At 32.0% G+C, this 17269-nt stretch carries 17 protein-coding genes; 1 reads left to right on the top strand and 16 read right to left on the bottom strand.

Going from position 1 to position 17269, the window contains the following annotated elements; translation table 11 throughout:
* Nucleotides 1-9: 9 nt before the first annotated feature.
* The 16 genes from BZARG_RS09980 to BZARG_RS09905 form a co-directional block, all read right to left on the bottom strand.
* Nucleotides 10-1302: a membrane protein gene (locus BZARG_RS09980; protein WP_008638117.1), complete on the bottom strand. Its 1293-nt coding sequence runs from the start codon at nucleotides 1300-1302 to the stop codon at nucleotides 10-12.
* Nucleotides 1302-2231, bottom strand: a complete 930-nt coding sequence (locus tag BZARG_RS09975) for a hypothetical protein (protein ID WP_123766919.1) — start codon at nucleotides 2229-2231, stop codon at nucleotides 1302-1304. The genes BZARG_RS09980 and BZARG_RS09975 overlap by 1 nt, the downstream gene beginning before the upstream one ends.
* A 50-nt stretch (nucleotides 2232-2281) precedes the next feature.
* Nucleotides 2282-3694: a lipopolysaccharide biosynthesis protein gene (locus BZARG_RS09970; protein WP_008638053.1), complete on the bottom strand. Its 1413-nt coding sequence runs from the start codon at nucleotides 3692-3694 to the stop codon at nucleotides 2282-2284.
* A 6-nt stretch (nucleotides 3695-3700) separates the two neighbouring features.
* Complete coding sequence (locus tag BZARG_RS09965) at nucleotides 3701-4324, bottom strand: HAD family hydrolase (protein ID WP_237702589.1); 624 nt, start codon at nucleotides 4322-4324, stop codon at nucleotides 3701-3703.
* 15 nt (nucleotides 4325-4339) lie between these two features.
* Nucleotides 4340-5071, bottom strand: coding sequence for a 3-deoxy-manno-octulosonate cytidylyltransferase (locus tag BZARG_RS09960; protein ID WP_008637907.1), 732 nt, complete (start codon nucleotides 5069-5071; stop codon nucleotides 4340-4342).
* Between the two features lie 79 nt (nucleotides 5072-5150).
* Nucleotides 5151-6689 (bottom strand): aldolase catalytic domain-containing protein, encoded by a 1539-nt coding sequence (locus tag BZARG_RS09955; RefSeq protein ID WP_008637904.1) that lies wholly within the window; start codon nucleotides 6687-6689, stop codon nucleotides 5151-5153.
* A 4-nt stretch (nucleotides 6690-6693) separates the two neighbouring features.
* Complete coding sequence (locus BZARG_RS09950) at nucleotides 6694-7245, bottom strand: hypothetical protein (protein WP_008638096.1); 552 nt, start codon at nucleotides 7243-7245, stop codon at nucleotides 6694-6696.
* Between the two features lie 328 nt (nucleotides 7246-7573).
* Nucleotides 7574-8368 (bottom strand): 3'(2'),5'-bisphosphate nucleotidase CysQ, encoded by a 795-nt coding sequence (gene cysQ, locus BZARG_RS09945; RefSeq protein WP_008637984.1) that lies wholly within the window; start codon nucleotides 8366-8368, stop codon nucleotides 7574-7576.
* The gene (rfbD, locus tag BZARG_RS09940; protein WP_008638040.1) at nucleotides 8361-9218 is read right to left on the bottom strand and encodes a dTDP-4-dehydrorhamnose reductase; all 858 of its coding nucleotides are present in this window, start codon (nucleotides 9216-9218) and stop codon (nucleotides 8361-8363) included. The genes cysQ and rfbD overlap by 8 nt, the downstream gene beginning before the upstream one ends.
* A complete protein-coding gene (rfbC, locus tag BZARG_RS09935) occupies nucleotides 9215-9760 on the bottom strand; it encodes a dTDP-4-dehydrorhamnose 3,5-epimerase (protein ID WP_008638033.1) in 546 nt (181 codons plus the stop codon). The genes rfbD and rfbC overlap by 4 nt, the downstream gene beginning before the upstream one ends.
* Entirely contained in the window at nucleotides 9760-10626 is an 867-nt protein-coding gene (gene rfbA, locus BZARG_RS09930; protein ID WP_008638081.1) for a glucose-1-phosphate thymidylyltransferase RfbA, read from the bottom strand. The genes rfbC and rfbA overlap by 1 nt, the downstream gene beginning before the upstream one ends.
* Before the next feature lie 56 nt (nucleotides 10627-10682).
* A complete protein-coding gene (gene rfbB / locus BZARG_RS09925; RefSeq protein ID WP_008637902.1) occupies nucleotides 10683-11732 on the bottom strand; it encodes a dTDP-glucose 4,6-dehydratase in 1050 nt (349 codons plus the stop codon).
* A gap of 5 nt (nucleotides 11733-11737) precedes the next feature.
* Entirely contained in the window at nucleotides 11738-12760 is a 1023-nt protein-coding gene (locus BZARG_RS09920; protein WP_123766915.1) for a YveK family protein, read from the bottom strand.
* Nucleotides 12761-12829: 69 nt separating this feature from the next.
* Nucleotides 12830-14524 carry a DUF6909 family protein gene (locus tag BZARG_RS09915; protein WP_040288443.1) on the bottom strand — a complete coding sequence of 565 codons (1695 nt, stop codon included), beginning with the start codon at nucleotides 14522-14524 and terminating at the stop codon, nucleotides 12830-12832.
* A gap of 28 nt (nucleotides 14525-14552) precedes the next feature.
* On the bottom strand, nucleotides 14553-16055 hold the full coding sequence (locus tag BZARG_RS09910) for a GH3 auxin-responsive promoter family protein (protein WP_008638039.1): 1503 nt from the start codon (nucleotides 16053-16055) through the stop codon (nucleotides 14553-14555).
* Nucleotides 16055-16924, bottom strand: coding sequence for a M23 family metallopeptidase (locus tag BZARG_RS09905; RefSeq protein ID WP_008637946.1), 870 nt, complete (start codon nucleotides 16922-16924; stop codon nucleotides 16055-16057). The genes BZARG_RS09910 and BZARG_RS09905 overlap by 1 nt, the downstream gene beginning before the upstream one ends.
* 118 nt (nucleotides 16925-17042) lie before the next feature.
* On the opposite strand from BZARG_RS09905, the gene BZARG_RS09900 reads away from it, so the two are divergent.
* Nucleotides 17043-17225: a Sec-independent protein translocase subunit TatA/TatB gene (locus tag BZARG_RS09900; RefSeq protein ID WP_008638004.1), complete on the top strand. Its 183-nt coding sequence runs from the start codon at nucleotides 17043-17045 to the stop codon at nucleotides 17223-17225.
* Nucleotides 17226-17269: the final 44 nt, after the last annotated feature.

Here is a 17269-nt window from a genome sequence, read left to right as displayed (position 1 = left end):
GATGATCATTTATCGCATTATTTCTTTCGCATTCATGTTTTCTTTTTCTTCCTTTGAGTTAAGTTTAATATCTAACATTAGCAATAACTCAAAAATCACCATAACTGAAAAGTACTCAAACCAATAGTCCAATAAAAAGTATCCTAATAAACAAGCCATTGCAAATTTTGAGTAAGTCAATATGTTCCAATTTTTCGCAACATAACCAAGATAAAATAATAGGAATATTAATACTCCTACTAACCCGTATTCTCCCATAATCTGATTGTAAAAAGAGAACGGCTGGTTAGCTGTATTATTTTTGTCATCCCATTTATTATTAAAATCATGATTCCAAATACCTAAATGGTTCTTAATAAATTCATCTGATGAATAAGAGAGAGTCTTGGGAAACCAATCTACATAATCACCAGATCCCATAAACGCTACCCTAGAGGAAAAATTACCACCTCCGGCACCTATGAAAAGTGATTTAACAGAGCTAGAATTATAATCAATCGTTTGCCAAAAAGACTTAATTTTATAAGGCACTCTATCCTCATTTTCCATTATCCTATTTATATAGCCCATAGCATAATTTACATTTGATGGGGATACAGAGGAAAATATCACTATACTTATTAAGGAAGCGCCAACTAAATAAACCTTATATTTTCTCTTGATTTTTGAAAAAAATAAGACCGAAAACAAAATACCTACTAAAAAAATAACGGTCCCACTCATATAAGTACACATTAATAAGCATATTAATGAAAACAAAGCAAAAACCCATTTAGTTCTAAAAGCATAGCTCAACAAAAAAAATGACATTACTATCATATTAACCGATGAATTGCTATATATCGATTTCATATTATCCCCTGCTGCAGGCGAAATACTATATGGGTTAATAGCCCAATAATCAAATGACAGTGATAAGTATTGATATAAGACAAATAAAACAGAAATGATAAAAAACAGATTTATAGTCGCATTAATTACTTCAATTGTTTTTAATTTTAAAAAATAATTTATTTGCGAAATAATTATAAATGAAATTGTCCAAAAAACAAAAACCATCATGAAGTTAATGAAATATCCAACGCCATTTATAATGAAATTTATTATGCCACTACATACGTGCAATAATATAATCAATATATAAAATTTAGCTAAACCATTTATTTTCAAGATAGCATTAGGTCGTAACAACAAAATGAATAGGATTCCTACCAACTTTAATTGAATATTTCCTTGTGTAACGAGCAATAGAAAAACAATAAAAATAAAGTCTATTTGCTTTAATTTTATAAAAGCTTCCATTATTTAGAGTGATTTTTATCAAAGTCGTAAACATCTAAAAACTCTGATAAAATAGACTTGTTAGTATTAATATATAGCTTTACCTTATCGTCTTTTAGCATTATTTTATTATATAAACTAAAATAGACCTCCATAGATACGCATCCTCTATTGTTTAAAAGTTTTTGGTTAACCGTTGGATGTTTGTTATTCTCAAAATCTTTCGTGTTTACATTATGCTTCTCTCTTAATTGATTCATTTCTATATAATCATTGTTTAGTGGGAATGCTTCAGATTTTATTTTTGAATTCGTAAAATAGTCTCCGCCATTCAAATCTATTCCTAACATTACAATATTTTTATATCCCAGTATTTGAGCAAACATTACCGCACAACCTATGTGACTATTATGATGAATTAAATGTGAAAAATTAATATCTCTCTTCTTTTTAATATCTAAAAAATACAATGCTAAAATATCATCATAAATCGTAGGATAAAGATGTGGTACATGTATATAAGCTCTTTTTTTGTGTACGTAATCTTTTATATCAAATCCACTTTTTAATATATGTTTGTATTGAAAAAAAACATCAACCTCTTTATAACGCTCTTCTGTCACTTTACAAAAAAAATTTTGCATTTCTTTTAAAGGAATCATTTCCATTAAATGATAATCAGGAATAACTGGATGCACAAATGAGTAATTTAAACCTATAATATTGTGTTTTTTTATTTTATCCCAATCTTCTTTTTGCAAATCATTTATTGACTCACCACTTCCTAAAATAAAAACGGTATCAGATTTCTTTTTTGAATCCACATACGTACTTATAGACTTATATCCTTTTAGTTTAGCGTGAATTCTAAAAAGCGGAAGCTTTATTTCAGATTCTGCATACATTTGTAAATATTCCTTACTCTTTTTAGTTTTAAAAACATTAGGCATTGATAAAAGAATGTAATAGGAATAAATTTTACCCAAAAAGCGAATTAGAATCATCTTATTTTTTTAATTAAAGGAATAGTGTTAAAAATTGTAAATATAAACAAACTAAATGTTAATAATAGTTTTAATATCATTGAAGCATCTTTGAAAATATATGCAATTATTAAAAGTACAGTAGTATAAGCAACCCACATTAATGGTTTAAAATCATAAGCATATATCTTTTTAAAACCAGTAACTAAAAATCCAGAGTATCCAATATACAAAAAGGAAATAAAGGTTGTAATCACTGCCACTTTAAACCCATAAATAGGTATAAAAATAATATTTAGAATAATATTTATGAGCCCTGCAATAAAGGAGATTTTCCAAAATTCTTTTGTTTTTTCATGATAATAAAAAACGGTAGCCATTGCAGTGTACATTGGCTTGTACGCGTAAGACATTGTCAATATTATACCCATATTATAAGTATTAACTAAATCCTCATTTTTAACCATCAAATGAAAAATCTCTTTAAGCCATATTGAAATAGCAAAGGAAACAAAACACACAACAAAACTTTGTAGGAATACCATATCCTTAATGTAGCTAGTTTCCTTTCTCGCTTTATACTCTTTTAATAACAATGGTGTTGAAGCTTGGTGGATACTTTCAGAAAAAACGCGTGCATAACCAGCAAATCGATAAGCAAAGTCATAAAGACCAATATTTGAGGTGCTAACTCCCATATTTAACATTACTAATCTATCAGAAAAATCTAATAAAAAAAAAGCACTTGTATGAGGAACTAATGGAAGCGATATTTTTAAATAACGTTTTATTGCTTTTCTTCTAAATAGTATGTTAGGATATAATTCCTCACGAATCCAAATGGGATAGATATAAGAGAGAAACAACAGCGTTTCTGTGATAAAAAAGCTCCACAACCAGCCTAAATAGCCAATTTTAAGCTCAGCAATAAAGTAATAAGTTAAAACTACGGAAACTACACCAAACAATAAAGATCTATAACCAATTTGAATTGGTTTCTCTGCCATTTGATAATATTTTGTTGCTATTATTTGAAGTGGCGAATAAAAAAGTATTGGTATTACCGTTAAAATTAGAATTATATTTATATTTTCTTTAGCTTCTATTGGTAACATCCAAAAAATAACTAGACCAACAATAATACTTAATATTATGGACCAAACAGCAATAAAGCCTTGAATCTCGTTCCAAAAGGGTTTGAATTTTTGACTATCATACAAATGAATATAAGTGTTCATTAAAATTACATCAAGACCAAGCGTTTTAATTACAGTAGCTCCCGTGGATATTGATAAAATAATACCATAAATTCCATAATCTAAATTCTCTAGAAATGGCGTTATCCATGGCAACATTATAAAACCCGCGAGTATTGGTAATTTAGGTAGAATAGCGTAAACTAATGAGTGATTTATAATCTTCTTAATCAAAGCAGCTTATGTATTAAAACTAAAAACTTTGAATTCCTCAATATAATTGAATCCTTTTTCTTTTAACTTCTTGTTATTATAGGCATAAAAAGAGATACCATTAGAATGAGCAGCTTCATAATCATTAATGGAATCTCCCATTAAACAGGTTTCTTTTGACAGATAACCGTGTTCCTTAATTAATTTTTTAACTAATGTAATTTTTGGTATTGGAGAACCGTGAATTGAAATAAAATAACTTGATAAATTTAATTCATGACACAAAAACCGAAGCTCCTCTTGATCCGATCCAGATACGATGTGAAAATTATAATTTGAATGATTTTGCTTAATAAAGTTTAACGAATCCATAATTAAATTTTGAGAATTGGTAAGTTCTTTACGCATGATCTCAGAGAACTTAAGTGCATACTCATTTATTTCTTTTTCAGTAGTATCTTTATTTAAAATAGTCTCAAAAAAGTAACGAATTTTCACATATCGCGATAGCCCACCATTATCTCTATGGTATTTAATTAATAGACTAATTTGCTCCTCATTAAAGTTTTTAAATATTTCCTTAAAACCGAAATCCCTAACCTCCATAGAGTCTAAAATAACTCCGTCAAAATCCCACAATATATTTTTCATTTCTTTAATTATCATTTATTCTAACTGTCCTAGAATTTTTCTTACTTTATCAGCGTCCTCCGGTGTATCCACCGCTAAAGAGTCTGAAGACAACTCTAGCATTCTGACTTCATAACCAAGCTCTAAAAACCTCAAAATCTCAATATCTTCCTCAGCTTCTAAAGTAAGTTTGTCTTTCTGGTTTGCAAATTCTATCAACGTGTCTTTTGGGAATCCGTATACACATATTTGTCTCCAGGACTTCCTAAAGTTTCCAGATTTGTTTCCAGGTATTGGAGAACGTGACATGTATAACAATCTTTTATCTGGCCTAAAAACAACTTTAGGTATAGTTAAACTTAAGTATTGCTCTTCTTCTTCTATGGAGGCATAACCATTGATAATATCGTTAGGAAATTGGATGACTGCATTTATAACTTTTATAATGTCCTCCGGATTCATTAATGGTTCATCTCCTTGAACATTAATATATGATTTTGCTGCTATTTTTTTAGCAAATTCAGCTACTCGATCCGTACCTGTTAAACAAGTTTTAGCTGTCTTCTCAACTTGAATCTTATGGTCAATACAATATTTATAAATTCTTTCATCATCAGTAGCAACATACACAGACTCTTTTCTAACGGCCTTACAACATTGCTCATAAGTTCGTAATAATAAACTTTTGCCATTCAAGTCAATTAAAGGTTTCCCAGGCAATCTTGAGGACTCGTACCTAGCTGGAATTACTACGACAAAATCTTTCATTTTTAACTTTTATAATATTGAGAATAATTTTAATATAACTGCGCGAGCAGGATAAACACGTTTCTTTTAACCTAATTAATTATATCAAGCTATAAATGGAGCTTGTTTCCAAGTTATCATACTTCGTTGGTGTAATAGCCATGACATTTATATGCGATAACTTTAAAATATCATTAAGTATATTTTGATTCTCTTGAGCCAACATAAACTGTGTCTGGTCTATTGTGGTATCGTAGCCGTCAAATCCCGCCAAAAGAATCGTATCAACTCCTAAATTTATTGCGGTTTGAATGCCAATTGCTAATAAAGAATCCGTAGATGCCTTGGTAAAATCTATCGATTCCAACTCGCAAGAAATAGTTTTAATTTCTTGTGGAATTACTGTTCCCATATTTCGGGGAAATGGTGGATAAACACATTGTTGATCTATTTTGGTAAAGTCACCTATGTTCTTCAATAATTTTTCACTTTCAAAACCTGCCAATGCGTAAAACTGTTTAATGTCTAAATCTATAAAATTAGATACATTTCTTGCCCCAGCATGCACAACACAGATATTTTCTTTACTTTTAGCTAATTTTTTAAGCGCTGTATTATGGTGTTTCACAGATTTACCTCCGCCAAGAATAATTGCCGTTTTAAATTCTTTTTTACTTTGTAAAACCGGCAACTTAATATTGTCGCTTAAAGACTCCTTTTGATTGTTTAATGCGTTTAAGATACACCCAAGTGAGTATCTATTTAAACCAACCCATTCCATGACCTGCTTTTGAGGTAACGAAAAAGCGCCTGAAAACATATAAGGTAAATTAGTTCCCCAAGCATAATGTGCCTTTAAGTTTTCGAAGGATGAAACAACATTACTCATGATAGCGTATCTCGTTTTTAAAATATTTTTACTGTCAAAATAGGTAAGTAATAGTTCTGTTCTCAAATTGCCTGCTCCTCTACCCATTCCTGTTATGGTAGCGTCAACTATGTCACAACCTTCTTCTATAGCTGTAATAGTATTAATTAAAGCCATTTCAAGATTATTATGCCCATGAAAACCAAGGGAAACATTCGTTTTTGATTTAACCAACTCTATTATATCTTTAACGTCGTTTGGTAAAACGGCTCCAAAAGAGTCAACCATATAAAAATAATCAATCGTATCTTCCAAGCCCTCCAGTAAGTCCAAAAAAGCAGAGTCTTCCTTCCATTTGGACATGTACATCACATTAAACGCAACTTGAAACCCCATTGCTTTTACGGCTTTTGCCAGAACAATCGCCCTTTTCATGTTTTTAGGATCAATTGCCATTCTAACCATAGTGATATATGGAATACACGGTTTTAAAAGCGTATCTACATGTTCTGCACGAATATTCTTTTCGTCTAATATAATAGTTAACTTTTTTGAAGGCATTAGCTCTTTCAATTCTTTCATCACATACTCTGGACAGTAAAAATACTCTCCTAAATATCCTTTTAGACTTATACTTCTATAGCCAATTTCAACGTAATCAATAGGAAGCTCTTCCATTGCCTTACAATACTCAACCACAAGTTCTTTATCAAAATCCCAATTGGTGTAGTAGCCACCATCTCTAAGGGTACAATCTAAAATTTTTGTCATATAATTAATCCATTAAAGAGAAAATAATATCTTCTAAGTTTATAGAAACAAAATTAGGATCATATAATCCATCAATTGGTTCCGTAATAATTTCTTTATCTTTCTCACCGTAAATTACAAACTTATTAGGTTTGAATAACTGCTCAAATTTTCCGTCATTAAATTGAAACTCCCTCTTGTCAAATCTAATTTTAAGAGAATTTAACTTTATTGGTTCTTGTCCATAATTAACTCCAAAGTCTAAACGCAGGCCGTTTGGTATTATTTCCTCTGGAATGGCAAATATTATTTGCTGATTATTAACATTGCCTTTGACTAATGCTTCTATAACTCTTTCCCCTGAAAATCCGCCATCATTGAAGTCTTTATAGAACACGTGAAATTTGTCATCTTTCAGCACAACCGCATCCATTATGATTTCAAAGTACATTTTCCCGTCTATTTCAGTATTGGTTGTTATTGTATTATCAATTGGTATAGTTTTTTGTTCTTCTTTTTTATCTGATTTACAAGAAATAATAGATACAAAGCAAAAAAATAAAAATAATCTTTTCATACGTATGGCTTTAAGCAATAGCTATTTTTAAAATAATTAATTACTTCAACAGGCAAGTTAATTTTGTTTCGCAATTTGGCAAAGATAAAAAAAACAAGAGGAATAGTAGGTTTTATTAAGGTCATTCTATAAATTAGAAATAAACACTAGTTTGAGTGAGATCGTTTTCATTTATCGTGTCATCCAGAAAAATAATGCTTCTAACTGCCTCATTAATCTTTTACCAATAAAAGTTTTATGGACTTATTTTAGTTTTAGAATATTATTGAAGAAGTAACACGAAATATCTCTCATCGCATTTATTAACACCCATAGAATTATCAAAACATTACTTTCCAGCCACAAAATAGCTATTCAATAAATTTTCTTTATTATAAGCTAATGAACTATTAGTTTCTGTTGAAAGGACTTGCAATCCAACGGCATTGCAAATGGCTTGGCCAGCTGCGGTATCCCATTCCATAGTAGGTGCAAATCGCGGATATACATCAGCCAAACCTTCAGCTAGTAAACAAAACTTTAATGAGCTTCCTTTAGAAATAATTTCTACTTCTTTGCCTTCGCCTTTTAAGCTTTCCACGAAAGTTAACGTATCTTGATTCATATGCGATCGACTTGCCACAACTTGAATTATTTTGGAGTTTTCATCTTTTGGTTGTAATGCTACAGCCAATTCTAAAACTTTGGCTATTGAAACATCATGCGATTCTAAATCGGCTTTAAAAGCCTGATTTATTTCTTTATCCGCGTAATAAAGGGTTTTGGTCGCAGGCACATAAATAACACCTAATACAGGCTTTCCTTTTGCAACTAAAGCTATGTTAACCGTGAACTCGCCATTGCGTTTTACAAATTCTTTCGTTCCATCAACTGGATCCACTACCCAACAGGTTTCCCATTCTTTTCTGATAGCATAGTCTGTTTGTTTATTCTCTTCCGAGATTATAGGAATTTCAGTGGGAATTAAATACGCATTGATAACAGCATTCGCTTTGTTATCAGCTTCTGTTAATGGCGATTTATCATCTTTTAGCTCCACATTAAATGCGGTTTCATAAACTTCCATGACAACTTTTCCTGCGGCTAAAGAGGCCTTTATAGCAATGTGTAAATTGTTATCCATTGTAATTTAAAAGTGCTTTCCTTAAACTATCTCGCCAATGTGGAATTTCTAGCTGAAATGTCCTTTTAATTTTAGATTTATCCAGCACACTAAACGCTGGTCTTTTTGCTGGGGTAGGATATTCAGTGGTTTTTATAGGTGATAATTTTATTTCAGCATCTATTTCTTCAAAAATAGCTTTCGCGAAATCATACCAACTGGCCACACCTTCGTTACTGTAATGATATAATCCATATTGCGTGTTTTTAGTAGAAATCAGCTGTAAGATCAATTGCGCCAAATCTTTCGCATAAGTAGGCGTGCCAATTTGGTCCACAACTACACTTAATTCATCTTTTTCTTTAGATAATCGCATCATCGTTTTCATGAAGTTATTACCGTGTTCAGAGTACAACCAAGAGGTTCTAAAAATAAAGTGGTTGGATAGACTCTTTGATATTTGAAGTTCTCCTTTTAATTTCGATTGTCCATAAACACTTATTGGGTTAACAAAGTCTTCTTCCTTATAAAAACTAGACTTTCTTCCATCAAAAACGAAATCAGTAGATACATGCATTAAAGTCGCATGAAAATCTTTGCAAACAATTGCCAAGTTTTTTGCACCAATTTCATTCACATCAAAAGCAATTTTTATCTCGCTTTCTGCTTTGTCTACTGCTGTATAGGCGGCACAATTTATACAGTAGTCAAATGAATTATTTTTAAAAAAAGTGTCAACGGATTCCAAATCTGTAATATCCAATTCCTGATAATCTGTATAGATAAATTTTAACTTATTATATAATTTTTCAAGGTCTTTTATACAGCTCGCTAATTGTCCGTTTCCTCCAGTTACTAGGATTTTTATCATAGTTTTGCATTCTCTAGTTTGGACAAAATCACATCTTTTTCAGAAACTAAAAGAGATTCTTCTGGTAATTTCCAATCTATATTTAAACTCGGATCGTTATAAATTATGCCGCCTTCCGATTCTTTATTGTAATAATTATCGCATTTGTAGGCAAAAATAGCTGTGTCGCTTAAAACAACAAACCCATGAGCAAAGCCTCTAGGGACAAATAATTGTCTCTTATTATCTTCGGTGAGTTCAAAGGAAATATATTGACCAAACGTAGAAGAATTCTTTCTAATATCAACAGCTACATCTAAAACACTTCCTTTAATAACGCGTACTAATTTTGCTTGTGCATGAATTCCTGTTTGATAATGCAGGCCTCTTAAAACACCTCTTATTGAATAAGACTCATTGTCCTGTAAAAAATTTGTGTTAGTACCAGTTAATTTCTGAAATTCCTTTTCATTAAAGGATTCAAAAAAATAACCTCTTTTGTCTTCAAATACTTTAGGTTCAATTATAAAACAGCCTTCTAATTTCGTTTCTATTACAGTCATTATTTTTTATTCAATAAGCCTAATAAATTTTTTCCATAACCGCTTTTTAAAAGTGGTTCTGCCAATGCTCTAAATTGATTTTCTGAAATGTAACCCATTTCAAAAGCTGCAGCTTCAATAGAGCCTATTTTTAATCCTTGTCTTTCCTCCAAAACCTCAACAAATTGAGAAGCTTGCATAAGCGACTGAAAAGTACCCGTGTCCAACCATGCAGTGCCGCGATCTAAAATACTCACACTTAATTTACCCTGACTTAAATACGCTCTATTAATATCTGTAATTTCCAATTCACCGCGATGGCTAGGCTTGATGTTTTTGGCGATGTTAACAACCGAATTATCATAAAAATAAATACCTGGAACGGCATAATTAGATTTCGGATTTTCAGGTTTTTCTTCTATAGAAATAGCTTGTCCGGCTGCATTAAATTCTACTACACCATAACGTTCAGGGTCATGAACGCGATACGCATAGATAATTCCACCATCAGGATTGTTATTACTCTGCAATAATTTGGCCAACCCCGAGCCGTAGAAAATATTATCTCCTAAAATAAGGGCTATTTTATCATTACCTATAAATTCCTCACCTATAATAAAAGCCTCTGCTAATCCATTTGGCGCTTCTTGAACTGCATATTCAAAAGTGCAACCATACTTTTTACCATCGCCTAAAAGTTCTTCAAAAAGCGGTAAATCTTTGGGAGTTGAAATAATTAAGATTTCTTTAATTCCAGCAAACATTAAGGTGGAAAGCGGATAATAAATCATGGGTTTATCATAAATCGGCATTAATTGCTTACTTACAGATAATGTTAATGGATGAAGTCTAGTTCCGGATCCTCCAGCGAGTATAATTCCTTTCATTAAAAATTTAATTTATAGTTTCTAAAACCTTATCAGGTTCTAAAAAATTGAAAAATCTAGTTATATTGTTTATCGTAATAGGACTGATACGTGCCGCTTGTAACGCTTTGTAGCCAATCAACATTATCTAAATACCAATCGATTGTTCTTTTCAAACCCTGCTCAAAAGTTACAGAAGGCTCCCAACCCAATTCATTTTTAATTTTAGACGCGTCGATAGCATAGCGTAAATCATGACCTGGACGATCTTTCACGTAGGTGATTAATTCTTTTGAAGAGTCTGCGGGGCGTTTTAATGCCATATCCATTTGTTCACATAACAACGAGACCAAATCGATGTTCTTCCATTCATTAAAACCACCAATATTATACGTTTCTCCTAATATTCCTTTATGAAATACCAAGTCTATTGCTATAGCATGATCCTGCACATATAACCAATCACGGGTATAATTTCCGTCGCCATAAACAGGAAGCGGTTTCTTGTTAATGATATTATTAATAAATAATGGAATCAATTTTTCTGGAAATTGATTTTGACCATAGTTATTGGAACAGTTAGAAATAACATAGGGCAAACCATAGGTTTCACCATAGGCTCTTACAAAATGATCCGAGCTCGCTTTAGAAGCCGAATAAGGTGAGTTTGGATCGTAAGAGGTGTTTTCTGTAAAAAGCCCCGTATCACCTAAGGTTCCATAAACCTCATCGGTGCTAATATGATAAAATAGTTTGTTCCTGAAATCAGCTTTCCAAAGGTTTTTAAAGGCGTTTAACAAAACCATGGTACCAATAACATTGGTTTTTACAAATGCTAAAGGATCTTCAATGGATCTATCCACATGCGATTCAGCTGCTAAATGTATTACCGCCTCAAATTGATACTTTTTAAAAAGCACATTTATTTCGGCTTCATCCGTAATATCTGCTTTTATAAATGTATAATTCGGTTTGTTTTCAATATCCTTTAGGTTCTCTAAATTCCCTGCATAGGTTAATGAATCAAGGTTAAAAATAGTATAGTTTGGGTATTTTTCTACAAATAACCGAACCACATGAGAGCCAATAAACCCAGCACCTCCAGTAATTAAAATAGATTTATTCATGTTATTCATGCTGCTTTATCTTTAAAACGTCCTATAAATCTAAAAAATTCTAAACCTATTAACACTAAAAACGTAAGCCCTAATAAAACAAAGGCATAAAAGACTTTTCCATTGAAATACCAACCAAAAAGTTGCTTTCTATTATCCACAGAACCACTATCTTGATTACTAGATGTTATTTCTATAACAAACTTTTTATCAGCAATTTCCCTCTCTATTTCAACGAGTTTCTCTTTAAGCTCTAAATCTTTACTATAGAGTTCAAACTCTTTAGTTGAGTTTCTATAATCTTTGTTTTCAATGGTGATTTTTCCTTGAAATTCATTATTGTTTTCAGCCGATTTGATAATGGCTTTTTGATAAACCGAAAGCAACGTATCCGACTTAATCATCGAATTAGAAATTGCTAAAGCTTGTTCTTTAAGTTCCTTTATATCTTTTTCTTGTTCCCTTTTTAAATAGCTGTTGGTATTAATATTTTCAATAATATTGCTAAAAACAGCATTAAAACTATTTCGTCCCTTGGCTGTAATAGCTATTTGTTGATAGTCATGGCTATAATCTTTGTCATTTTTTAAAAAAAACTCATAGGTAACAGTAGAAGCTACTGAAGTATCCAGTGTTTGTAAATAATCATCATATCTTTTAATTTTTTGCTTTTCGTTGGTTACAGATTTAATCTCAAAATTTCTAATAGAGGCAAGACTATCTTCTGGCATATGAAAAACCTTTTTTAAAGTCTTTAAATCCTCCTGCTTTACTAAATCGTTATAATAATTAATAGCATTATATAGATTTTCTCCAATATCAAAATTTTGTTTTACAGTTATATAAGACTTATACACTGGATCGGATGTTTTATCCAATATTACTCCTAAAATAATTCCGACAATTCCTGCGATTGCAAGTTTTATAAGATGTTTTTTTAAGAAAAAAATGAGCCAAACAAAAGCTAAAAAGATACCTTTAAATATATTAGCTATAAACCTAAAGAAACGATCAAATGCATTTCCTATAAGCTTAAACAACTGGCCTAAATCGACTTCTTCCGAATTGTTTTGGGGATTAGATGGACTGGGATTCTCGTTCATATTCTATTACTGATTATTAAAAATTTGTTGCAATATTTTTCGGGTTATTAAATAGGTCGGTTTAACGCCTGAAGTTCCCAATCCGCCTGATGCTAATGTGCCACCAGTTTCTAATGGGTTGTCACTAGCATAATACGCGTATCGTACTTTGACGTCTGGATTAATAGTTTTTCTAACTTTGGAAGCAGATTGAATCGCTTTTTGATAATGCGCGCCTTCCATTTCCAAACCAATAACGTGCCATGTTGAGTTATAGAAAAACTTCAAAATATCCTTATTTTGTAAAGAGGTCCCTAGAACGGTTATCATAGAACCTTCAAAAACCGCTAATCCATTACCTTCAAAATCGGCTTTAGATAATTCATTAACAAATGGATAATTATCGGCTGTACCTTCGAAAATATGGGCAGATGGTATCATAATATCACCTTTACCACCTTCCAAAATTCCAGCTTTACCCATAATGGATACCGACGCTACGTTTAAACATATACTCTTATTATCAATTAATGCTGGTTTTAATAGCTCATCAATTGTTTCATAAGCTTGTTCTCCAAAAGCATAATCCATCACAAATACAATAGGCTTGTCGGATTTCTCCTCGGTATTGTTAATCTCTAAATCGGTTTTAGATAAATCCAGCTTATCCGTATCAAATATTTGAACATCTATATTGGTTCCAGAACTATCGGGTATGTAAATCATACCATTTTGTAATGCTTGATTAGTGACTTTATTTCGAAGTACTTCGTTTTCTTTTTTACTTAATTCCTCGTAAACCTGAAATATCGTTTTTTTTGCCAATAAACTCTTCAAAGCGACTGGCGCGTATAATGTATTCATAACACTGTGCATATTAGCACTAATGATGTGAATAGGTCTTTCTAGAAGATTATTTTTATGTAAGACATTTTTAATTTTATCAGCCCAAATTTCACCGTGAATATGATGTCCTAATCGCTCTCTTAAAACAGGACTAAATGTTATGGTACGTCTATTATTATTTATAACTTCTTCTATGGCTAATTTTCCTAACCAATAAACAATATGTAATAAACGCTCTGGTTGTTCTGGTGTCTGAAACTGTCCGTATACAAAACTCAACTCATTAAAAGTGCGTCCTAAAATATTAGCAGTATGCGAAATGGCAACTTCACGTTCAATTTGAGTCAGTTTCTTTTTTGATAAAACTGCTTTTTCTAACTTAATCCAATCGCGTGTAGTATTTCCGTTTTCATCTATTAAAACACGTTTGCTTATTTTATGCGACTCTACAAACAAAAACGTTAAATGCGTTAGAATATCATATATTTCTGAACGGCCTCGCGTTATTTCAATATTCATTTGTTCATCGTCAATACGATAACAATTTCTACGTCGTTTTGATGGAATTATCGGTTTAAAATGTGAGTTACTATACCCTTCATCACTAGTAAGGTTAATAAACATACATTCTTCAATACCTTGTGGCAATCTGTCTATGACATATAAAAGGCCTTCCAGTTCAGCTTTTTCATCGCCTATAGACCCGTAAATCTCTGGTCTTAAAAGCAACAAAGCCTCACGAAGTGTTTCACCCGAAACACCCATAGGCTTATAAAAACCACGATTAAACAAATGTCTCATGGTTATGTACATTCTTTCTATTGCATTTGAGCTTTCTTGAGCTCTCGTTCTCGCATGATGCATTATTTTATTCATAAATACTGTTTAATTTTCAAATATACTATTATTTAATCAAATTCAGATCGTAGATTTTGTCAGCTATTACGCGGTCGTTTGATAATCGTGGTATTTTATTCTGTCCACCTAGTTTACCTACTGACTTCATATAGGTTTGAAAACCATTTTTCTTAACTTCTGATATTTTTAAAGGCTGTAAAACCTTTCCTTTTATTAAGTCGAAATAATAGCTGTTCTGTTCCTGTAAAGCGGCATCTATTTTAGTTGCCAAATCTGAAACGTTTTCTACGTTATTTTCAAACTCAATAAACCACTCATGAAATGGTAATCCAGATTCTGGATTTATTTGTGGTGAAACCGTAAATTCCGAAATTTGAAAGTTGCTTCCTTCTATACCTTCCTTTAAAGCTTGTTCCACTTCCTTGCCTATAACATGTTCTCCAAAAGCAGAAATAAAATGTTTTATTCTTCCGGAAACAATCACGCGAAACGGTTTTATAGATGTAAACATAATGGTATCGCCCACATTATAAGCCCAAAGTCCAGCATTGGTAGAAATAATCATGACGTAATTAACACCTACTTTCACATCTTTAAGCGTTAATCTTATTGGGTTTTCATTAAAAAACTCATCGGCTGGAACAAATTCGTAAAAAATGCCGCCGTTTAAAAGCAACAACATTCCTTTTTCATTTTGCTTATCTTGGTAAGCGAAAAAACCTTCACTTGCTGGATATAATTCAATACTGTCTACTTTTCTTCCAATTAAACTTTCAAATTTGGCGCGATATGGTTCGTAGTTAACTCCTCCAAAAATAAAGAGGTTGAAGTTTTTAAAAACATCACCTACTTTTTTGCCGGTCTTCTCCTGGATTTTCTCAAAATACATTTGTACCCAAGAAGGAATTCCCGAAATAACCGTCATATCTTCAGGAAGCGTTTCCTTAACGACCGCTTCGACCTTGGTTTCCCAGTCGTCTATACAATTGGTTTCCCAAGATGGCATTCTATTTTTTTGGAGATATTTAGGTACAAAATGCGCTACAATTCCCGATAAACGCCCTAATTGAATCCCGTTTTGCTCCGTTAAAACAGGGCTTCCTTGTAAAAAAATCATTTTACCAGAAACGAATTTAGCGTTGCCCGTTTCATGAATATAAGATAAAATAGCATTCCGAGCCGCAGCAACATGCGTTGGCATACTTTCCTTGGTTAAAGGGATATATTTAGCACCAGAGGTTGTTCCAGATGTTTTTGCAAAATACAAAGGCTTGCCTTTCCAAAGTACATCCGATTCTCCAGCTACAACTCGATCTACATAAGGTTTTAGATCTTCATAATCACGAATAGGAACTCGTTTTACATAATCAGCGTGACTTTTAATACTCGCAAACTCATGATCGACTCCAAAAGCGGTTGAAGCCGCATCATTTATAAGATCCTGAAATACCCGCTCTTGCGTTTCAAGAGGATTATTAATCCATTTTTGCTCCTTTTTAACTATGAATTTTGCAAATGGTACTGCCAATGCTGCTTTTAGTGAAAACATTATTTAAAGTCTATAAAATTAGTGGGATTAATAGGATATCCATCACTCCACAATTCAAAATGTAAATGCGGTCCTGTGGTTAATTCACCGCTGTTACCAGTTGTGGCAATAACTTCGCCTGCCGTTACTAAATCCCCTTGACTTTTGGTCAACAGGGCATTGTGCTTGTATACTGATATTAAACCCTGACTGTGCTCTAAAATAATTACATAACCGCCATCGGTAGTCCAATCGGCGAAAATAACGGTACCGTCGGCTGTTGCTTTTACAGGTGTGTCTTTTTTAGTTACAATATCCACAGCAAAATGTTTTTCTTCGACATTGTACTCTTGAGAAATTTCTCCAGAAACTGGTGGGAATAATATAAAGCTTGAATTGAGTTTTGCCGATTCGAATAAGTTATACTTATCTTCTTTTTTAACTTTTTCTCGCAATAACGAATCCTCTTTGCTTGGCGATAAATCGAAGGTTTTTGCTTCTTGTTTGGTCGCCTCAATAATGGAATCTTTATTAAAGTCTACTTTATCAATTTCCCCATGTAAAACTTTCTTTATAGATGAAAAATATTGCTCATTTATAGCAATTACACGTTGTAAAGAATCGGTTTTATAATTTAATTCTGTCGCACGTTTTTTAAGCGCAACCGATGAATAACCAGGTATATATTCCCGAAGAGGTGTAAATGCGATTAGAATACTCGTTGAAACAACTAAAAAAATAGCCGATAAAGAAAGTAAAACAAACACGTTAAGTCGCGTTAATTTTAACGAAATACGCTCCTCAAAAGTATCCTCGTTTAGAATAACTAAACGATACTTATTGAGTAGTTTCTTGGCAAACTTTCTGGGTTTCTTCTTTTTCTTAACCATAGGTATTGCGAAATTAATTAAAATTATGGCACTATCGTATTTAGTTCGTGCTAAAGTTGGTATTAAAGCGTTTATATTAAACTTTAATTATTAACTTTGTACTTTAAAATAAAGCTATATGATTTTATATATGTTACCACTGGCAATAGGACCATGGCAAATAGCACTAATTGTCGTTATTGTGCTTTTATTATTTGGGGGTAAAAAAATCCCTGAATTAATGCGTGGTTTAGGTAGCGGAATTAAAGAATTTAAAGACGCTAGCAAAGAAGAAGATGACAACATTGAGAAAAAAGAGTAATCTTTTTTAAAATACACACAAAAAAACACACTATAAGTTTAGTT

Origin of the sequence: Bizionia argentinensis JUB59, assembly GCF_000224335.1 — a bacterium.
GTDB classification, from domain to species: Bacteria; Bacteroidota; Bacteroidia; order Flavobacteriales; family Flavobacteriaceae; genus Algorimicrobium; species Algorimicrobium argentinense.
This window is presented reverse-complemented; position numbering and strand designations above follow the sequence as displayed.